Below are 19206 nucleotides of genomic sequence, written 5' to 3' on the forward strand. Positions count from 1 at the left end.
CCTATGAAGTTGCCGTATTAAAAGCAATAAACATGCCAGCTTGAATTTTTTCTATCGTGACAATGACGACGATGACGAAATGACATGTCGTCACCACTCTTTGATTTTTTATCTATATGAAAATTAAGGTTTTTAATTTTGGCATGAAATGTGCTTAAAGCTGTCATCTCTGCTAAACGGGTAACCTGACATGACTATTTGGGAAATAAGCGAAAAAGCCGATTACATCGCTGAACGGCATCGTCGCCTACAGGACCAGTGGCGTATTTACTGCAACTCGCTGGTTCAGGGGATCACCCTGTCAAAAGCGCGTTTGCATCATGCAATGAGCTGCGCACCGGACAAGGATCTCTGCTTCGTCCTTTTTGAACACTTCACTATCTACGTCACGCTGGCGGACGGCTTTAACAGCCACACCATCGAGTACTACGTTGAAACGAAAGACGGTGATGATAAGCAACTGATTGCACAGGCTGAGTTGACCATCGACGGTAAGGTTGATGAGCGTATCAGCAACCGCGATCGCGAGCAGGTGCTGGAGCACTATCTCGAAAAAATCGCCACCGTCTACGACAGCCTCTATACCGCGGTTGAAAACAATATGCCGGTGAATTTAAGCCAGCTGATTGAGGGACATAGCCCGGCTTAAGCCTTGGGTGTGCCCACTTTTGTCATGATGCGCTTTCATACTGCGTCACGACGTTTAGGGAATGGGCATGTCGAAAAATGTCGAAATGACATTTTCCAGACATGTTTTCGTCAAAAATGACTATCACCTGAGGAATGCCTGGTGAATCGTTTTGTAATTGCTGACTCCACTCTTTGCATCGGCTGCCACACCTGTGAAGCCGCCTGCTCAGAGACACATCGCCAGCATGGCCTGCAGTCAATGCCGCGCCTGAAAGTGATGTTAAATGAAAAAGAATCCGCCCCGCAGCTTTGCCACCATTGCGAAGATGCGCCTTGCGCCACCGTTTGTCCGGTTAATGCGATTAATCGCGTTGATGGTGCCGTGCAGCTGAATGAAAGCCTGTGTGTAAGCTGCAAACTGTGCGGGATAGCCTGTCCGTTTGGCGCGATTGAGTTTTCCGGTAGCCGTCCGCTGCATATCCCGGCAAACGCCAATACGCCAAAAGCGCCTCCGGCTCCGCCAGCGCCTGCCCGCGTGAGCACGTTGCTGGACTGGGTTCCGGGTATTCGCGCCATCGCGGTGAAATGCGATCTGTGCAGTTTTGACGAGCTTGGTCCGGCCTGCGTACGCATGTGCCCGACCAAAGCCCTGCACCTGGTGAGTAACGTGGATATTGCCCGCGCCAGCAAACGTAAGCGTGAGCTGACTTTCAATACCGACTTCGGCGATCTCACCTTGTTTCAGCAGGCTCAGAGTGGGGATGCAAAATGAGCGCAATTTCACTGATTAACAGCGGCGTAGCCTGGTTTACGGCGGCTGCGGTTCTGGCATTTCTGTTTTCATTTCACAAACCGCTGAGCGGCTGGATTGCCGGGGTTGGCGGTGCGGTTGGCAGCCTGTGTACAGCGGCTGCGGGTTTCACCGTACTGACTAATGCCCTGGCTTTAAGCGGTGTGATGCCGTTTATTGGTCACAGTGTGCAAATTACCCCGTTGAACGCTATCTGGCTGATTACGCTGGGCCTGTGCGGCCTGTTTGTCAGCCTGTACAACATTGACTGGCATCGTCATCCGCAGGTAAAAGCCAACGGGCTGCTGGTGAATCTGCTGATGGCCGCGGCGGTATGTGCGGTGGTTGCCAGCAACCTCGGAACGCTGGTGGTGATGGCGGAAATCATGGCGCTGTGTGCCGTGTTCCTCACCGGCTGCAGCAAAGAGGGCAAACTGTGGTTTGCGCTGGGCCGCGTCGGCACACTGCTGCTGGCTATTGCCTGCTACCTGGTGTGGCAACGCTACGGCACCCTAGAGCTGCGCCTGCTTGACCTGCGCGCACAGGAGCTGCCGCTCGGGTCTGATATCTGGCTGCTGGGCGTGGCGGGTTTTGGCCTGCTGGCCGGGATTATTCCGCTGCACGGATGGGTACCACAGGCACACGCCAACGCCAGCGCACCGGCTGCGGCGCTGTTCTCTACCGTCGTCATGAAAGTGGGTCTGCTGGGTATTCTCTCCCTGTCGCTGCTGGGCGGTAATGCGCCGCTGTGGTGGGGCATTACGCTGCTGGTGCTGGGAATGATCACCGCGTTTGTCGGCGGTCTGTATGCGCTGATGGAACACAACATTCAGCGTCTGCTGGCATATCACACGCTGGAAAACATCGGCATTATTCTGCTGGGTCTGGGCGCTGGCGTAACCGGAATTTCCCTGAATCAACCTGCACTGATTGCGCTGGGTTTGACCGGCGGTCTGTACCACCTGGTAAACCACAGCCTGTTCAAAAGCGTTCTGTTCCTGGGCGCAGGCAGCATCTGGTTCCGTACCGGTCATCGTGATATCGAAAAACTGGGCGGTATCGGTAAACGTATGCCGGTTATCTCTCTGGCGATGCTGGTTGGCCTGATGGCGATGGCCGCACTGCCGCCGCTGAACGGTTTTGCCGGTGAGTGGGTTATCTACCAGTCCTTCTTTAAGCTTGGCAACAGCGGCGCGTTTGTCGGTCGTCTTTTAGGACCGTTGCTGGCGGTGGGACTGGCGATTACCGGCGCGCTGGCGGTGATGTGTATGGCGAAAGTCTATGGCGTTACGTTCCTTGGCGCACCGCGCACGAAGGAAGCTGAAAATGCCTGCTGCGCGCCAATCCTGATGGGCGTTAGCGTAGTCGCGTTGGCTATCTGCTGCGTGATTGGGGGCGTTGCTGCGCCGTGGCTGCTGCCGATGATCTCCGCTGCCGTTCCGCTGCCGCTGGAAACCGCGAACACCACCGTTTCTCAGCCAATGATCACGCTGCTGCTGATCGCATGTCCGCTGCTGCCGTTCATCATCATGGCGATTTTCAAAGGCAACCGTCTGCCATCGCGTTCACGCGGTGCGGCATGGGTGTGTGGTTACGATCACGAGCAGTCAATGGTCATTACCGCACACGGTTTTGCCATGCCGGTGAAAGAAGCCTTTGCACCGGTACTCAAACTGCGCAAATGGCTGAATCCGGTATCACTGGTTCCGGGCTGGCAGAATGCGGCTGCACCGGTGCTGTTCCGTCGCCTGGCGCTGATTGAGCTGGCGGTACTGGTGGTGATTGTGGTTTCACGAGGAGCCTGAGAATGAGTGTTTTATATCCGTTAATTCAGGCGCTGGTGCTGTTTGCCGTTGCGCCGCTGCTGTCCGGTATTACCCGCGTGGCACGTGCGCGTTTGCACAATCGCCGCGGTCCGGGCGTTTTGCAGGAATACCGCGACATCATCAAACTGCTGGGCCGTCAGAGCATTGCGCCTGCGGATTCCAGTTGGGTTTTCCGCCTGACGCCGTTTGTGATGGTGGGTGTGATGCTGACTATCGCCACCGCGTTGCCGGTAGTGACCGTTGGCTCACCACTGCCGCAACTGGGCGATCTGATCACCTTAATTTACCTGTTCGCCATCGCCCGCTTCTTCTTCTCTATCGCGGGCCTGGATACCGGTAGCCCGTTTACCGCTATTGGCGCCAGCCGCGAAGCGATGCTCGGCGTGCTGGTTGAACCTATCCTGCTGTTGGGTCTGTGGGTTGCGGCGCAGGTTGCTGGCTCAACGCATATCAGCAATATCGCCGATACCATTTATCACTGGCCAGCTGCACGCAGCATTCCGTTGATTCTGGCGCTGTGCGCCTGTGCTTTCGCCACCTTTATCGAAATGGGCAAACTGCCGTTCGATCTGGCAGAGGCAGAGCAGGAGCTGCAGGAAGGTCCATTGACCGAATACAGCGGCAGCGGTTTTGCGGTGCTGAAATGGGGCATTAGCCTTAAGCAACTGGTCGTTCTGCAAATGTTCGTTGGCGTGTTCCTGCCGTGGGGACAGATGGAAACCTTCACCTCGGGTGGGCTGCTGCTGGCGCTGGTGATTGCCGTCGTCAAACTGGTTCTCGGCGTGCTGGTCATCGCCCTGTTCGAAAACAGCATGGCGCGTCTGCGTTTTTGCGCCACTTCACGCGTGACCTGGGCCGGTTTTGGGTTTGCGTTTTTAGCGTTCGTCTCCTTGCTGGTGGCGTGATTTAAGAGAGTTTGAGCATGTCTGAAGAAAAATTAGGTCAACAATATCTCGCGGCGCTGCACCAGGCCTTCCCGGGCGTCGTGCTGGATGAAGCCTGGCAGACCAAAGATCAGCTGACGATCACCGTCAAGGTGAACTACCTGCCGGAAGTGGTGGAGTTCCTGTACTACAAACAGGGCGGCTGGTTGTCCGTGCTGTTTGGTAACGACGAACGTCAGCTGTGCGGTCATTATGCCGTTTACTACGTGCTGTCGATGGAGCAGGGAACCAAGTGCTGGATTACCGTGCGCGTTGAGGTCGATGCCAATAAGCTGGAGTTCCCGTCCGTCACGCCGCGCGTGCCTGCTGCGGTCTGGGGCGAGCGCGAAGTGCGCGATATGTACGGTTTGATCCCGGTTGGTTTGCCCGATGAGCGTCGTCTGGTACTGCCGGATGACTGGCCGGACGAACTCTACCCGCTGCGTAAAGACAGCATGGATTATCGCCAGCGCCCCGCGCCGACTACCGATGCTGAAACCTACGAGTTCATCAACGAACTGGGAGACAAGAAAAATAATGTAGTGCCGATTGGCCCACTGCACGTCACCTCTGATGAACCCGGTCACTTCCGTCTGTTTGTTGACGGCGAGAACATCATCGACGCCGACTACCGTCTGTTCTATGTCCACCGCGGCATGGAGAAGCTGGCGGAAACCCGCATGGGTTACAACGAAGTGACCTTCTTGTCCGACCGCGTGTGCGGCATTTGCGGCTTTGCGCACAGCACCGCCTATACCACCTCCGTCGAGAACGCGATGGGCATCGTCGTGCCGGAACGTGCGCAGATGATCCGCGCCATTCTGCTGGAAGTTGAACGCCTGCACTCGCACCTGCTGAACCTCGGCCTGGCCTGTCACTTTACCGGTTTTGACTCCGGCTTTATGCAGTTCTTCCGCGTGCGTGAAACCTCCATGAAGATGGCGGAGATCCTCACCGGGGCACGTAAAACTTACGGTCTGAACCTGATCGGCGGTATTCGTCGTGATCTGCTGAAAGAGGATATGATCCAGACCCGTCAACTGGCGCAGCAGATGCGTCGTGACGTGCAGGAACTGGTCGATATGCTGCTCAGCACGCCGAACATGGAACAGCGTACCGTAGGTATTGGCCGTCTGGATCCGGAGATTGCCCGTGACTTCAGTAACGTCGGCCCGATGGTACGCGCCAGCGGCCATGCGCGTGACACCCGCGCCGATCACCCGTTTGTGGGCTATGGCCTGCTGCCGATGGAAGTTCACAGTGAGCAGGGTTGCGACGTTATTTCTCGTCTGAAAGTCCGTATCAATGAAGTCTACACCGCACTGAATATGATCGACTTTGGTCTGGACAACCTGCCAGGCGGCCCGCTGGCTGTGGAAGGTTTCACCTACATTCCACACCGCTTTGCGCTGGGCTTTGCTGAAGCGCCGCGCGGGGATGACATCCACTGGAGTATGACTGGCGACAACCAGAAACTGTATCGCTGGCGCTGTCGCGCGGCGACTTACGCCAACTGGCCGACGCTGCGCTACATGCTGCGTGGCAACACCGTTTCCGATGCCCCGCTGATTATCGGTAGCCTCGATCCTTGCTACTCCTGTACCGACCGTATGACCGTGGTCGATGTGCGTAAGAAGAAGAGCAAAGTCGTGCCGTACAAAGAACTTGAGCGCTACAGCATCGAGCGTAAAAACTCGCCGCTGAAATAAGGAATCGCCATGTTTACCTTTATCAAAAAAGTCATCAAAACCGGGGCGCCGACGTCGTCGTATCCGCTGGAGCCGATTGCGGTCGATAAAAACTTCCGTGGCAAACCGGAACACAATCCGCAGCAGTGCATTGGCTGTGCGGCCTGTGTGAATGCGTGCCCGTCGAACGCGCTGACGGTAGAAACCGATCTGGTTACCCAAGAGCTGGCGTGGCAGTTCAATCTCGGTCGTTGCATCTTCTGCGCCCGCTGCGAAGAAGTCTGCCCGACGGCGGCAATCAAGCTGTCGCAGGAGTATGAACTGGCGGTGTGGAAGAAAGAGGATTTCCTGCAGCAGTCCCGCTTTGCGCTGTGTAATTGCCGCGTATGTAACCGCCCGTTTGCGGTACAAAAAGAGATCGATTACGCCATTGCGCTGCTTAAGCACAACGGTGACAGCCGTGCGGAAAACCACCGTGAAAGCTTTGAGACCTGCCCGGATTGTAAGCGCCAGAAATGCCTGGTGCCGTCTGACCGTATTGAACTGACTCGCCATATGAAAGAGGCCAACTGATGAGCAATTTATTAGGCCCACGTGACGCCAACGGTATTCCGGTACCGATGACGGTGGATGAATCCATTGCCAGCATGAAAGCGTCGCTGCTTAAAAGCATCAAGCGTTCAGCGTACGTTTACCGTGTGGACTGCGGCGGCTGCAACGGTTGTGAAATCGAAATCTTCGCTACGCTTTCTCCGCTGTTTGATGCCGAACGTTTTGGGATCAAAGTTGTACCATCACCGCGCCATGCGGATATCCTGCTGTTTACCGGCGCGGTAACGCGTGCCATGCGCTCTCCGGCGCTGCGCGCCTGGCAGTCTGCGCCAGATCCGAAAATTTGTATCTCTTACGGTGCCTGCGGTAACAGCGGCGGTATCTTCCACGACTTATACTGCGTATGGGGCGGCACGGATAAAATCGTACCGGTGGATGTGTATATTCCTGGCTGTCCGCCAACGCCTGCGGCTACGCTTTACGGTTTTGCAATGGCGCTGGGTCTGCTGGAACAAAAAATTCACGCGCGTGCGCCAGGTGAACTGGACGAACAACCGGCTGAAATTCTGCATCCGGACATGGTTCAGCCGCTGCGCGTGAAGGTGGATCGTGAAGCACGCCGTCTGGCGGGCTACCGCTACGGTCGCCAGATTGCTGATGACTATATGACGCAGTTAGGGCAGGGCGAGCATCAGGTGGCGCGCTGGCTGGAAGCGGAAAACGATCCGCGTCTGACCGAGATCGTCACGCATCTTAATCATGTTGTCGAAGAGGCGCGTATCCGATGAGTGAAACGGTGGTGTTCAGTCAACTGAGCCGTAAGTTTATTGATGAGAACGATGCAACGCCCGCTGAGGCGCAGCAGGTTGTCTATTACAGCCTGGCGATTGGTCACCACCTTGGGATCATCGATTGCCTGGAAGCGGCGTTAACCTGCCCGTGGGATGAATATCTGGCGTGGATTGCCACGCTTGCCGAAGGCAGCGAAGCCCGCCGGAAAATGGAAGGCGTGCCGAAGTACGGCGAGATCGTCATCGATTTCAACCATGTGCAGATGCTGGCGCGCGCGTTCGATGATGCGCGTGCCGTGCAGACCCCGCAGCAGCAGGAGTGGAGCAAGCTGATGCTTAGCATGCTGCACGATATCCACCAGGAAAGCGCCATCTATCTGATGGTGAGGAGACATCGTGACTGACGTTTTATTATGTGTGGGTAACAGCATGATGGGCGATGACGGCGCGGGGCCGCTGTTGGCCGAAATGTGTGCTGCAAATCCTCAAGGACAATGGGTTGTCATCGACGGCGGTAGCGCGCCGGAAAACGACATCGTCGCCATCCGTGAGTTGCGCCCGCAGCGTCTGTTGATTGTGGATGCTACCGACATGGGGCTAAACCCTGGTGAAATCCGCATTATCGATCCTGATGATATTGCCGAGATGTTCATGATGACCACCCACAACATGCCGCTGAACTACCTGGTCAATCAGCTGAAAGACGACGTTGGCGAGGTGATTTTCCTTGGCATCCAGCCGGATATTGTCGGTTTTTACTACCCGATGACACAGCCGATCAAAGATGCGGTAGATACCGTTTATCAGCGATTATCCGGGTGGGAAGGACACGGTGGGTTCGCTGAATTAGAGGCACCGGAAGCCTGAGACTGAGGGCACTGAATACCGGATGGTGTGTCGCATTACCACCATCCGGATAACGTCGACACCCTCGAAACAGACTATTCACCTGCTTGTTCAATAATTAATTTCCCCTGCGTAACTGATACTTTTACCGACGTGCCCGTTGGGAACCCCGCCTGTTCCAGCCAGTCTCCGTTCATCGTGAGTGAAGCATGGCGGCTTATACGTCGTGTAAAACCGGTTTTGCGATCTTCATGCCGTACTCTGACATAGCTGACTTTAAAATGACGTAATGGCTTGTTGATAACCGCTTCGGCATTGCCATTTTTACCAGACATAAACACTCCCTTGTTACAAATAAAGAGATGGAAAACTACTGAATAAAATGCCAGTAAAAAGGCGGGAGGGCAAACCCGAAACTGGAAGGCAGATCCAGAAAATAGAATGCAAATAATGAAAAAGATGAGAAGTTGATAATAGTTGGGGGGGAATATTCTCTTCTTTTACTAATACGGGAGTTATATTATATTTCGGCGTTGTTCAGGGAGGTTATATACTCGAATTATTTAGAATTTGAATATATGGGAAATTAATATACAGGAGTTATTTATGCGTTCAGGTATTCGTTTGGTAAATTTAATTATTATTTCCTCTCTTCTTAGCGGGTGCGAGACGGCGGCTGACGCGTTCTTCTCTGCGGGAGACCGATTATTTCAACCGGGGGAGTCATCAGCTGCGTCAATGCCAACCTTGTCCGTCACTGATTTTGTCGCGCCCTATACCTTAAATCCTGTTAAAGCCAATAAGGACTATCTTGGTGAATGGGTGAAGCTGCGGGGCGTGGTCATTGATATTCGTAAGGTTAATGGTATTTCCAATGCTTATTCTTATCTTGTCAGCCTGAAAGACGAAAATAATAAAACGAACAACGTGATTCAGTTCCAGTTTGGCTCCCATAATAGTACGAATGTTGAGTCATTACAGATTGGCCGGAGCGCGACAATTATTGGTCAGGTCCACGCGTTGGGCGAAGCGCCTTTGCCGCTGCTGCAAAATCCTAAAGTTGTACAATAAAAATGATAACAGACAGCGGGTATATATATTCTGAATAATACGTGTTGCCGGATGGCGGAGTCATCCGGCAATATTGTTATTCCAGATCGGTCCCGTTGCTCGCAATCACTTTCTTATACCACCAGAACGATTTTTTGCGTTTACGCGCTAACGTGCCGTTGCCCGCGTCATCGCGGTCCACATACACAAAACCGTAGCGTTTGCTCATCTCACCGGTTGAGGCTGAAACCAGATCGATACAGCCCCAGGTGGTGTAGCCCAGCAGCGGCACGCCATCCTCAATAGCATCTGCCATGGCGCGAATGTGCTCGCGTAAATAGCTAATGCGATAGTCGTCATTGATTTCGCCGTTAGCATCGATCTCATCTTTCGCCCCCAGCCCGTTTTCCACCAGAAACAACGGCTTCTGGTAGCGGTCATACATCATATTCATGGTGATGCGCAGGCCGAGCGGGTCGATGCCCCAGCCCCATTCGCTGGCGGCAATGTACGGATTACGCAGCGACTTCACCACGTTAGCGGCGCTGGTATTGCCAGTATTCATTTCAGCGGAGGCGCAGCGCGATGCGTAATAGCTAAACGAGACGAAATCGACGGTGTTTTTCAGGATATCGTCATCTCCCGCCGCTTTTTCTATCACCACGCCTTTTTCGCGAAACACACGGGCAGAGTAAGCGGGGTAAGCCCCGCGCGCCTGCACATCAATAAAGAACAGGTTTTCGCGGTCTTTTTCCAGCGCGGTCCACACATCTTCCGGTTTACAGGAATAAGGATAAAAATTACCGCCCGCCAGCATACAGCCGACCTGGTTTTGCGGATTAATTTCATGGGCAATTTTAGTTGCCAGGGCGCTGGCAATCAGTTCGTGGTGGGCGGACTGATATTTTACCTGATCCTGATTTTCATCTTCTTCAAACACCAGTCCGGCGCCAGAAAAAGGGCTGTGCAGCATAATGTTGATTTCGTTGAACGTTAGCCAGTACTTCACCAGACCGTCAAAGGCCTCGAAGCAGGTACGGGCGTAGCGGGTAAAGAACTCCACCATTTTGCGGTTACGCCAGGAGCCATACTCGCTGACCAGATGCATCGGCACATCGAAGTGACACAGCGTAACTAACGGCTCAATACCGTATTTTTTACACTCGGCAAACACGGCCCGGTAAAACGCGATACCCTCTTCATTTGGCGTCAGCTCGTCGCCGTTGGGGTAGAGACGGCTCCAGGCAATGGAAGTACGAAAAACCGTAAACCCCATTTCCGCCATCAGCGCGATATCTTCTTTATAGCGATGATAAAAGTCGATTGCCTGATGGCTGGGATAAAATTCGTCATCCCGCAGCGTAAAGCGTTTTTCCTGACCCAGTTTGACGGCCATGCGGTTTGTGCCGTGGGGGAGCATATCGACGGTGGTCAGCCCTTTGCCGCCTTCCTGGTATGCCCCTTCTGACTGGTTGGCGGCCAGTGCGCCGCCCCATAAAAATCCTTGCGGAAAAACAGACATAGTTAACCTCAGTTCATACCAGTCAAATGCTGGCTCTATTGATATTGCCTGGTTGCGCGGCCTGGTTTTTTCTGGCCTGCGCGGCTGCATCTTCGACAGGAATATCTTCAAAGCCGAGGAGCAGTGTTAATACAAAGGAAAGCACGACCGCCAGTGCCATCACGCCAAACACCCAAACGATGGTCATCGGATTGGCTGGATCGAAAAACTGTACGCTGGTGAACAAGCCTGGAGCCGCCATGGAGTGGCTCGCCAGTCCGGCCATTCCGGCAACGGCACCGCAGATAAAGCCGCTGATAAGACTCGCAATCAGTGGGCGTTTCAGGCGGATCGCCACGCCATACAGCGCGGGTTCGGAAATGCCTGCCATGATGGCCGAGGCGGCTGCCGCTAACGCCGTCTGACGCAGTTCCGGGTTTTTGGTTTTCCATGCTACTGCCAGCGATGAACCGCCCAGCGACAAATTGGCGCCGATTTCCGACGGCATCACCATGCCTTCTTTTCCGGTTTCGGCAATGGTCTGAATAATGGTTGGCGTGAAGACGCGGTGCATACCGGTCATCACCAGCAGCGGCCACAATGCGCCCATAATGGCCACCGACAGCCAGCCGAGATAGCCGTGAATGGTATAAACCAGCGCTGAAATTGCACTACCGATCCAGATACCGATAGGGCCAATGATGACGATGGCGAGTGGGGCGGCGATCAGCACGATTAGCATCGGTTTAAGGAAGTTTTTGGTTACCGCCGGAGTGATGCGATCGACCCAGCGTTCGATGTAGGACAGACACCAGGTCATGACCAGCGCCGGGATCACCGTGTAGGTGTATTTCACCGCCGTCACCGGGATCAGGGCAAACTCAACGTGCTCACCCTGCGCGGCCTTCGCCATCAGTTCGATGAAGCTGGGATGCACCAGTACGCCTGCGATGGCGATTGCCAGCGACATGTTGGTTTTGAATTTTATGGCTGCTGAGGCAGCAACCATCAGTGGCAGGAAGAAGAAGGCGCCGTCGCCGATAACGGTCAGAATAGTGAGCGTGGACGATCCTTTCACCAGCACACCGGTCATTTCGAGGATCATTGCCAGCAGCTTGAGCATTGATCCGCCGATAATAGCCGGGATCAACGGGGACATTGTGCCGATCAGCGCGTCGAGGATCCCCGCACCAATCCGCTTCAGCGTCAGCCGAGGTTTGGTTTGCGGCTCTGCAGGTTGCATATTGGCAGGTAACAGGCTGACTACCTCGCGATACGCCTGCGAAACGGTGTTGCCGATGATCACCTGGCACTGGTTATCGCTGCGCACGACGCCGAGCACGCCAGGGAGCGTCTTCAGCGTCGTGCTGTCGACCTGCGAGTCATCTTTAATAACGAAACGCAAACGGGTCATACAGTGGGTCACTGCTGTGATGTTGTCCACGCCTCCCAGAGCCGTCACAACCGAGCGCGCCAGCGCTGCATAATTTTTGGACATCGGATTTAATCCTGTTTTATCAGTAGAGTACGTTATGTTTTATCCGTTCACGTTGGTCGCTTTTCTGGGTTGATGAAACGCAGATAGGAAACCGGTTCCACAAAATCATGTTTAAATTACACACAATAGGCAAGTTTTAATTTTGATCATTTTTTATAATTGTGACTCCGATCACCAGATGTCAGCGTTTGCAATTTAGCAGCAAGGACAGCGGCGAAACGGTGCAGTACACTGCGTCACATTGAGAGAAAAGGGATGAGTAATATGACCACGATGCTGGAGGTAGCGAAGCGTGCCGGGGTGTCAAAAGCGACGGTTTCCCGGGTGCTTTCCGGGAATGGTTATGTCAGCCAGGAAACCAAAGACCGCGTGTTTCAGGCCATTGAAGAGAGTGGTTACCGCCCTAACTTGCTGGCACGCAGTCTGGCAGCGAAAACTACGCAGACGCTGGGTCTGGTGGTAACTAACACCCTTTATCACGGCGTCTATTTCAGCGAACTGCTGTTTCATACCGCGCGGATGGCGGAAGATAAGGGACGCCAGTTGTTGCTGGCTGACGGTAAGCACAGCGCAGAGGAAGAGCGTCAGGCGATCCAGTACCTGCTCGACCTGCGCTGTGACGCGATTATGATCTATCCGCGTTTTCTTAGCGTGGATGAGATAGACGATATCATCGACGCCCACGCCCAGCCGATTATGGTGCTTAATCGGCGGCTGCGGAAAAATACCAGCCACTGCGTGTGGTGCGATCAAAAGCAAACCAGTTTTAACGCCGTTACTCAGCTCATTGCCGCCGGGCACAAAGAGATTGGTTTTATTACTGGCTCGATGGATTCGCCTACCGGCGTGGAGCGACTTTCAGGCTATAAAGACGCGCTGGCACATCATGGCATTCCGCTTAATAATGATTTGATTGTTAAAGGGAAATGGACGCCAGCCTGCGGCGCGGCGGGAGTCGATACTTTGCTTTCGCGTCAGGTCAATTTTACCGCGCTGGTGGCCAGCAATGATGATATGGCGATCGGTGCGATGAAGCAGTTGCACGCGCATGGCGTGAGCGTCCCTGCTCAGGTGTCGGTGATTGGCTTCGATGATATCGCTATCGCGCCATACACTATTCCGGCGCTTTCCAGCGTCAAAATCCCGGTAACGGAAATGATCCAGGAAACGATAGGCCGCCTGATCTTTATGCTGGATGACGGGGCGTTTACGCCGCCAAAAACCTTCACCGGTGAACTCATTCAACGCGACTCTGTTGCGCCGCTCGTTTTGCGCTGACGGCTGTCATTTGTCATCGTCACTAGTGACGATGACACGGCTTCTCTGCATTCATCAAAATAAAAAACCTTTAATAACAGTTAATTAAATTCTGGCACGATTTATGAATGCTTCGGCAGATAATCTGTCATTGCTGGAGAAATTGATGAACCGTTTCATCATTGCAGACGCCAATAAATGCATTGGTTGCCGTACCTGTGAAGTGGCCTGCGTGGTATCCCATCAGGATAACCAGGACTGCGCATCGCTGACCCCTGAAACCTTTTTACCCCGCATTCACGTCATCAAAGGCGTTAATGTCTCCACGGCGACGCTGTGCCGCCAGTGTGAAGACGCGCCGTGCGCTAACGTCTGCCCGAACGGTGCAATCAGCCGTGATAAAGGCTTTGTCCACGTGATGCAGGAGCGCTGCATTGGGTGTAAAACCTGCGTTGTGGCTTGCCCTTATGGCGCAATGGAAGTGGTCGTGCGTCCGGTTGTTCGTAACAGCGGGGCAGGTCTGAACGTCCGGGCAGAAAAAGCCGAAGCCAATAAGTGCGACCTGTGCCACCATCGTGAGGCCGGCCCTGCCTGTATGGAAGTCTGCCCGACTCACGCGCTGATTTATGTGGATCGCAATAAGCTTGAGCAACTAAGCGCTGAAAAACGCCGTCGCGCGGCGCTGGATTCCACGGCATCTTTGCTGTTCTGATATCTGAAAATCCGCGTAAAATACGTGCCGGATAAGGCGAAGCCGCCATCCGGCAAACGGACATTTCAGGGATACAATACCGCGGGAATTCATCATGACAATAAACAACCACTCCGGCGTACAGCTGCGTATTCGCGGTAAGGTACAGGGCGTCGGATTTCGCCCCTACGTCTGGCAACTGGCGCAGCGGTTACAGCTACATGGCGATGTGTGTAACGACGGTGACGGTGTGGTTGTGCGTATACAGGAAGATCCGGCAGAGTTTATTGCGCAGTTGCATCAATACTGCCCGCCGCTGGCGCGCATTGACAGCGTTGAGAGCGAACCGTTCACCTGGACGCAGCCGCCTGCCGATTTCTCGATTCGGCAAAGTGCTGGCGGCACGATGAATACGCAAATCGTTCCGGATGCCGCGACCTGTCCCGAATGTCTGGTTGAAATGAACACCCCCGGTGAACGCCGCTATCGTTATCCCTTTATCAACTGCACCCACTGTGGCCCGCGCTTTACGATCATCCGCGCCATGCCCTACGATCGCCCGTTTACCGTGATGGCGTCATTCCCACTCTGTGCGCAATGCGATAAAGAGTATCGTGATCCGTACGACCGTCGCTTCCATGCCCAGCCCGTTGCCTGTCCGGCATGCGGTCCCCACCTCGAATGGTTTAGCGCGGGTGAGCGGGCGGAGAAAGAAGAGGCGTTGCAGGCGGCAGTATCGCGCCTAAAAGCAGGCGGTATTGTGGCCGTTAAAGGGATTGGTGGGTTTCATCTGGTGTGCGATGCACGAAATGATGACGCCGTAGCGCTGCTCAGGCTGCGCAAACACCGTCCGGCAAAACCTCTGGCAGTGATGCTGCCCGGTGATGACGGACTGCCTGAACCCGCTCGTCGTTTGCTGACAACCCCAGCCGCGCCGATCGTGTTGGTGCAGAAACGCTATGTCGCAGCATTGAGCGAGGGCATTGCGCCAGGGTTAACGGAAGTGGGCGTCATGCTGCCAGCGAATCCGTTGCAGCATTTGCTCTTACAAGAGATGAATTGTCCGTTGGTAATGACCTCCGGCAATCTCAGCGGCAGACCGCCCGCTATTACCAACGCCCAGGCGCTGGAAGATTTACACGAAATTGCCGATGGTTTCCTGCTGCATAACCGCGAAATTGTGCAGCGGATGGATGACTCTGTGGTACGCGACAGTGGCGAGATGCTGCGTCGTTCACGGGGTTACGTGCCGGATGCGGTAGCGCTGCCGCCAGGATTTCACGACGTGCCGCCGATGCTTTGCCTGGGCGCAGATCTGAAAAATACCTTCTGCCTGGTGCGTGGTGAACAGGCGGTTATCAGCCAGCATTTGGGCGATCTCAGCGATGACGGCATTCAGCAGCAGTGGCGTGATGCGCTGCGCCTTATCCAGAACATTTATGACTTTACGCCGCAGCGTATCGTGCATGATGCACACCCTGGTTATGTTTCCAGCCAGTGGGCCAGCGAAATGAATCTGCCAACCGAAACGGTGCTGCATCACCATGCGCATGCCGCTGCGTGTCTGGCCGAGCACGGCTGGTCGCTCGAGGGTGGTGACGTGATTGCCCTGACGTTAGACGGTATCGGCATGGGGGAAAACGGCGCGCTGTGGGGGGGAGAGTGTTTGCGGGTCAACTATCGTGAATGCGAGCACCTTGGCGGCTTACCGGCGGTAGCGCTGGCGGGGGGCGATCTGGCGGCAAAACAGCCGTGGCGCAATTTGCTCGCGCAGTGCCTGCGCTTTGTTCCTGACTGGCAGCGCTACCCGGAAACATCGGTGCTGCAACATCAAAACTGGAACGTGCTGGCGCGCGCCATTGACCGGGGGATTAACGCACCGCTGGCGTCATCGTGCGGACGGCTGTTTGATGCCGTTGCCGCCGCGCTTCAATGTGCGCCGGAATCGCTGAGTTATGGAGGTGAGGCGGCCTGCGCGCTGGAGGCGATGGCATCGCAATGTGCTGGCGTTGAGCACCCTGTCACGGTGCCGCTTGAAGGCAATCAGTTGGACTTAGCGGTTTTTTGGCAGCAATGGCTGACCTGGCAGGCCAAACCTGCCGAAAGAGCGTGGGCGTTTCACGACGCGCTGGCGCGTGGGTTTGCTACCCTGATGCGTTTGCAGGGCGAAGAGCGGGGGATTAAGACGCTGGTATTCAGCGGAGGTGTGATGCATAACCGCTTATTGTCAGCCCGGCTGGCGTTTTATCTGCATGATTTTACCTTACTGTTCCCGCAGCGTTTACCGGCGGGCGACGGCGGGTTGTCGTTGGGGCAGGGCGTGATTGCCGCGGCGCGGGCGTTGGCGCAAAAATAAAAAAAGCCCCGGGACTGGCGGGGCAAGAACTACAGGTCGGGGCATACCGACAAGTGGCAACGCACATCCATGTGCGTGAGGTTAATAAATCAAGCAACGGTATCCTGTACTTACACGGGCAGCGTTTTCAGCAGCGCAAAGGCCTCTTTCATGCGGTCTTCGCTGACGACAAAGGCACATAGCTGGCCTGCGTCGTTCATCCCTCTGGCCACCATCCCCTGCGCTTCGGCGGCAATATGCCAGTTCAGATCGCGGCGTTGGGTTTCCCCAGCCAGATGCAAGGGTAATTCCGGCGTTTTGACTTTTACCAGCATGGCAGGCAACTTCAATGGCGCATTGCCGCCGAGCAGGTTTTTCGCCAGATACATGGCGCTCAGCTGAATCGGTTGCAGGAACGGGAGTACCTGACCGTTAATTTCTGCACAGTCGCCGAGAGCATAAATGTCCGGGTGGCTGGTTTGCAGGTAGCTGTCGACGCAGACGCCGCGATTGATGTTCAATCCGGCGCGACGCGCCAGCGCGGTTTCAGAGCGCAGGCCCGTTGCGGCGATCACCGCATCGACTTCTACGCTGCGGCTACGATCGAGCGTGGCGCGAATCCCCGACTCTGTTTTCTCCAGCCCCTGAAGCTGCGATTTCAGCAGCAGGTGTACGCCCATATCGGTCAGACGATGCTGTAAGCGACTGCTTACTTCTGGCGGCATCAGCGAAGCCAGAATGCTGGCGGCGTTGTCGATAAGCGTCACCGCTTTACCAGCACGACAAAAATCCATCGCCAGTTCGCTGCCAATCAAGCCGCCGCCGACAATCAGCACCCGTTGGGCGTCACGCAGTTGTGTTTCACAGGCGCGATACTCTTGTTGGCTGTTCAATGTGAGCATTAACTCACGTCCGGTAATCGGCGGTACGAAGGCAGATGCTCCTGTAGCCAGCACCAGTTTGTCGTATGGCCACTGTTGCTCCTGGCTTTTCACTACGTGAGCATCGGCATCGATGTCGGTTACCCAGGTGTGCGGGAACAGGCGCAAATTAAACTGTTCGGCAAACTCCCCCGCCGACTGGCGGGTGAGGTCGTCTGCACGTTGCGACTGACTGATAACATGGCTGAGATCGGGCTTGTTGTACTCATCCATACTGTCTGCAGCAATCAGGGTCAGCGGGACATCTGCATCCTGCTTACGGATATTTTTGACTAACTGGCGGGCGGCGAAGCCTGAACCAATAATGACAATTCCGCGGCTCATTTTGCCTCCGTTGCCAGTACGTCAAAGACGTCTTTACCTAATGAACATTCCGGGCACAGGAAGTTATCCGGCACGTCGCTCCACGGTGTTCCCGGCGCGACATCCTGCAGCGGTTCACCTTTTGCCGGGTCGTAAATCCACTGGCATACGCTGCACTGCATGCTTGGACCAAGATCAGCGGCAGCCGCAGCGGCACAGGCGCACTCTTCCTCTTTGGTTGCTGTTTTGACGATTGTTTCCGGCAGCGGAGCAAGCGCCCACTGACGTGCGATTTCACGGCCATGCTGACGACACAGTTCCAGCGCGTCCAGATCCGGACGCCATTTCGCTTTCAGACTCAGCGACATCTCGAAACCGGCATCCTGCAAGCGTGTGGACAAACGGTCTACCGCACCGCCGCTCCAGCCGTGTGAACCAAAGGCGCTGGCGCGTTTGTTACGAAAACGCAGGCCGGTCATCTCTTCTACCAGACCGGCGATTTTTGGCATCATTACGTTGTTCATCGTTGAAGTACCAACCAGCACGCCTTTAGAGCGGAAGACGTTAGTCAGGACTTCGTTTTTGTCGCTACGGGCGACGTTAAAGATTTTCACCGCCACGTTCGGGTCAACTTCGTTGATGCCCTGGGCAATGGCGTCCGCCATCATGCGGGTGTTGTTGGACATGGTATCGTAGAAAATGGTGATACGGTCTTCCTGATAGTCAGCCGCCCATTTCAGATACATTTCAACGATTTGTGTCGGGTTGTCGCGCCATACCACGCCGTGGGAAGTGGCAATCATATCCACCGGCAGGTTGAAGCCGAGAATCTCAGTGATTTTCGGTGTCACCAGACGGCTGAACGGCGTCAGGATGTTGGCGTAGTAACGCTGGCACTGTTCGAACAGTTCGGTCTGGTCAACTTCGTCGTTAAACAGACGTTCATCACAGTAGTGCTGGCCGAAGGCATCGTTACTGAACAGCACCGCATCGCCGGTCATGTAGGTCATCATGCTGTCAGGCCAGTGCAGCATCGGCGTTTCAACGAAGATCAGTTGCTTACCGTTGCCAATGTCCAGCGAGTCGCCGGTTTTCACCACGTTGAAGTTCCACTCCGGGTGGTGGTGGTGCCCGTTGATAGAGTCAATAGCGTTGGCTGTGCAGTAAATTGGCGTGTCAGGGATGCAGGACATCAGCTCAGTCAGCGCACCGGCATGGTCCTCTTCCGCGTGGTTAATGATGATGTAGTCGATATCTGCCAGGTCAATTTCACTGCGCAGGTTCTGCACGAATTCACGGCTAAACTTGTGGTCTACTGTATCGATCAGGACATTTTTTTCTTCACGGATGAGATAGCTGTTGTAGCTGCTACCGCGCAGCGTTTTATATTCAGTCCCGTGGAAATCACGAACTTCCCAGTCACGTTGGCCAACCCAATGAATGTTATTTTTAACCAGAATAGACATAGCAACCTCAGTAATTAATTCAGCGTTTTTCTAAAAAAGATGTTTTGCTTATTGCAGGTTGCGTGCCAACTTTTTATTTTGTTGATTTTAAAGGGTTTGTTTTTTAATGCCTATAAGG

The 19206-nt window shown here is 54.6% G+C and carries 18 protein-coding genes; 13 read left to right on the top strand and 5 right to left on the bottom strand.

What is annotated here, in order from left to right; translation table 11 throughout:
* Positions 1-190: 190 nt before the first annotated feature.
* The 9 genes from hycA to hycI all read left to right on the top strand — a co-directional run bounded on the left by hycA (position 191) and on the right by hycI (position 8067).
* A complete protein-coding gene (hycA, locus tag OGV93_RS23095; protein WP_016154190.1) occupies positions 191-649 on the top strand; it encodes a formate hydrogenlyase regulator HycA in 459 nt (152 codons plus the stop codon).
* 141 nt (positions 650-790) lie between these two features.
* The gene (gene hycB, locus OGV93_RS23100) at positions 791-1402 is read left to right on the top strand and encodes a formate hydrogenlyase subunit HycB (protein ID WP_016154189.1); all 612 of its coding nucleotides are present in this window, start codon (positions 791-793) and stop codon (positions 1400-1402) included.
* Positions 1399-3225 (top strand): formate hydrogenlyase subunit 3, encoded by a 1827-nt coding sequence (hycC, locus tag OGV93_RS23105; protein WP_016154188.1) that lies wholly within the window; start codon positions 1399-1401, stop codon positions 3223-3225. The genes hycB and hycC overlap by 4 nt, the downstream gene beginning before the upstream one ends.
* 2 nt (positions 3226-3227) lie before the next feature.
* Positions 3228-4151, top strand: coding sequence for a respiratory chain complex I subunit 1 family protein (locus tag OGV93_RS23110; protein WP_046274832.1), 924 nt, complete (start codon positions 3228-3230; stop codon positions 4149-4151).
* Positions 4152-4168: 17 nt separating this feature from the next.
* Positions 4169-5878, top strand: a complete 1710-nt coding sequence (hycE, locus tag OGV93_RS23115) for a formate hydrogenlyase subunit HycE (protein ID WP_016154186.1) — start codon at positions 4169-4171, stop codon at positions 5876-5878.
* Between the two features lie 9 nt (positions 5879-5887).
* Positions 5888-6430, top strand: coding sequence for a formate hydrogenlyase subunit HycF (gene hycF / locus OGV93_RS23120; RefSeq protein ID WP_287110231.1), 543 nt, complete (start codon positions 5888-5890; stop codon positions 6428-6430).
* Positions 6430-7197 (top strand): formate hydrogenlyase subunit HycG, encoded by a 768-nt coding sequence (hycG, locus tag OGV93_RS23125; RefSeq protein ID WP_003037388.1) that lies wholly within the window; start codon positions 6430-6432, stop codon positions 7195-7197. The genes hycF and hycG overlap by 1 nt, the downstream gene beginning before the upstream one ends.
* Positions 7194-7604, top strand: coding sequence for a formate hydrogenlyase maturation HycH family protein (locus OGV93_RS23130; RefSeq protein WP_003037385.1), 411 nt, complete (start codon positions 7194-7196; stop codon positions 7602-7604). Before hycG ends, OGV93_RS23130 begins: the two co-directional genes overlap by 4 nt.
* Entirely contained in the window at positions 7597-8067 is a 471-nt protein-coding gene (gene hycI / locus OGV93_RS23135) for a hydrogenase maturation peptidase HycI (RefSeq protein ID WP_181598949.1), read from the top strand. The genes OGV93_RS23130 and hycI overlap by 8 nt, the downstream gene beginning before the upstream one ends.
* Positions 8068-8141: 74 nt before the next feature.
* Here hycI and OGV93_RS23140 read toward each other — a convergent pair whose 3' ends face one another.
* On the bottom strand, positions 8142-8381 hold the full coding sequence (locus OGV93_RS23140; RefSeq protein ID WP_016154182.1) for a SymE family type I addiction module toxin: 240 nt from the start codon (positions 8379-8381) through the stop codon (positions 8142-8144).
* Between the two features lie 271 nt (positions 8382-8652).
* On the opposite strand from OGV93_RS23140, the gene OGV93_RS23145 reads away from it, so the two are divergent.
* Positions 8653-9117 (top strand): OB-fold putative lipoprotein, encoded by a 465-nt coding sequence (locus OGV93_RS23145; protein WP_287110232.1) that lies wholly within the window; start codon positions 8653-8655, stop codon positions 9115-9117.
* A 76-nt stretch (positions 9118-9193) separates the two neighbouring features.
* Here the strand turns inward: OGV93_RS23145 and OGV93_RS23150 are convergent, their stop codons facing one another.
* Positions 9194-10618, bottom strand: coding sequence for a 6-phospho-beta-glucosidase (locus tag OGV93_RS23150; RefSeq protein ID WP_287110233.1), 1425 nt, complete (start codon positions 10616-10618; stop codon positions 9194-9196).
* Positions 10619-10640: 22 nt separating this feature from the next.
* The gene (gene ascF / locus OGV93_RS23155; RefSeq protein ID WP_046274835.1) at positions 10641-12095 is read right to left on the bottom strand and encodes a PTS cellobiose/arbutin/salicin transporter subunit IIBC; all 1455 of its coding nucleotides are present in this window, start codon (positions 12093-12095) and stop codon (positions 10641-10643) included.
* A 264-nt stretch (positions 12096-12359) separates the two neighbouring features.
* Here ascF and OGV93_RS23160 point away from each other — a divergent pair, with 264 nt between their 5' ends.
* The 3 genes from OGV93_RS23160 to hypF all read left to right on the top strand — a co-directional run bounded on the left by OGV93_RS23160 (position 12360) and on the right by hypF (position 16399).
* Positions 12360-13373 (top strand): LacI family DNA-binding transcriptional regulator, encoded by a 1014-nt coding sequence (locus tag OGV93_RS23160; RefSeq protein ID WP_016154178.1) that lies wholly within the window; start codon positions 12360-12362, stop codon positions 13371-13373.
* 145 nt (positions 13374-13518) lie between these two features.
* Entirely contained in the window at positions 13519-14064 is a 546-nt protein-coding gene (gene hydN / locus OGV93_RS23165) for an electron transport protein HydN (RefSeq protein WP_003037366.1), read from the top strand.
* Positions 14065-14158: 94 nt separating this feature from the next.
* Complete coding sequence (gene hypF / locus OGV93_RS23170) at positions 14159-16399, top strand: carbamoyltransferase HypF (RefSeq protein ID WP_287110234.1); 2241 nt, start codon at positions 14159-14161, stop codon at positions 16397-16399.
* Between the two features lie 110 nt (positions 16400-16509).
* Here hypF and norW read toward each other — a convergent pair whose 3' ends face one another.
* Complete coding sequence (gene norW, locus OGV93_RS23175; protein ID WP_287110235.1) at positions 16510-17643, bottom strand: NADH:flavorubredoxin reductase NorW; 1134 nt, start codon at positions 17641-17643, stop codon at positions 16510-16512.
* The gene (gene norV, locus OGV93_RS23180; protein WP_016154175.1) at positions 17640-19088 is read right to left on the bottom strand and encodes an anaerobic nitric oxide reductase flavorubredoxin; all 1449 of its coding nucleotides are present in this window, start codon (positions 19086-19088) and stop codon (positions 17640-17642) included. The genes norW and norV overlap by 4 nt, the downstream gene beginning before the upstream one ends.
* Positions 19089-19206 lie beyond the last annotated feature (118 nt).

The organism is Citrobacter sp. Cb031 (assembly GCF_030336725.1).
Classification (GTDB): domain Bacteria; phylum Pseudomonadota; class Gammaproteobacteria; order Enterobacterales; family Enterobacteriaceae; genus Citrobacter; species Citrobacter braakii.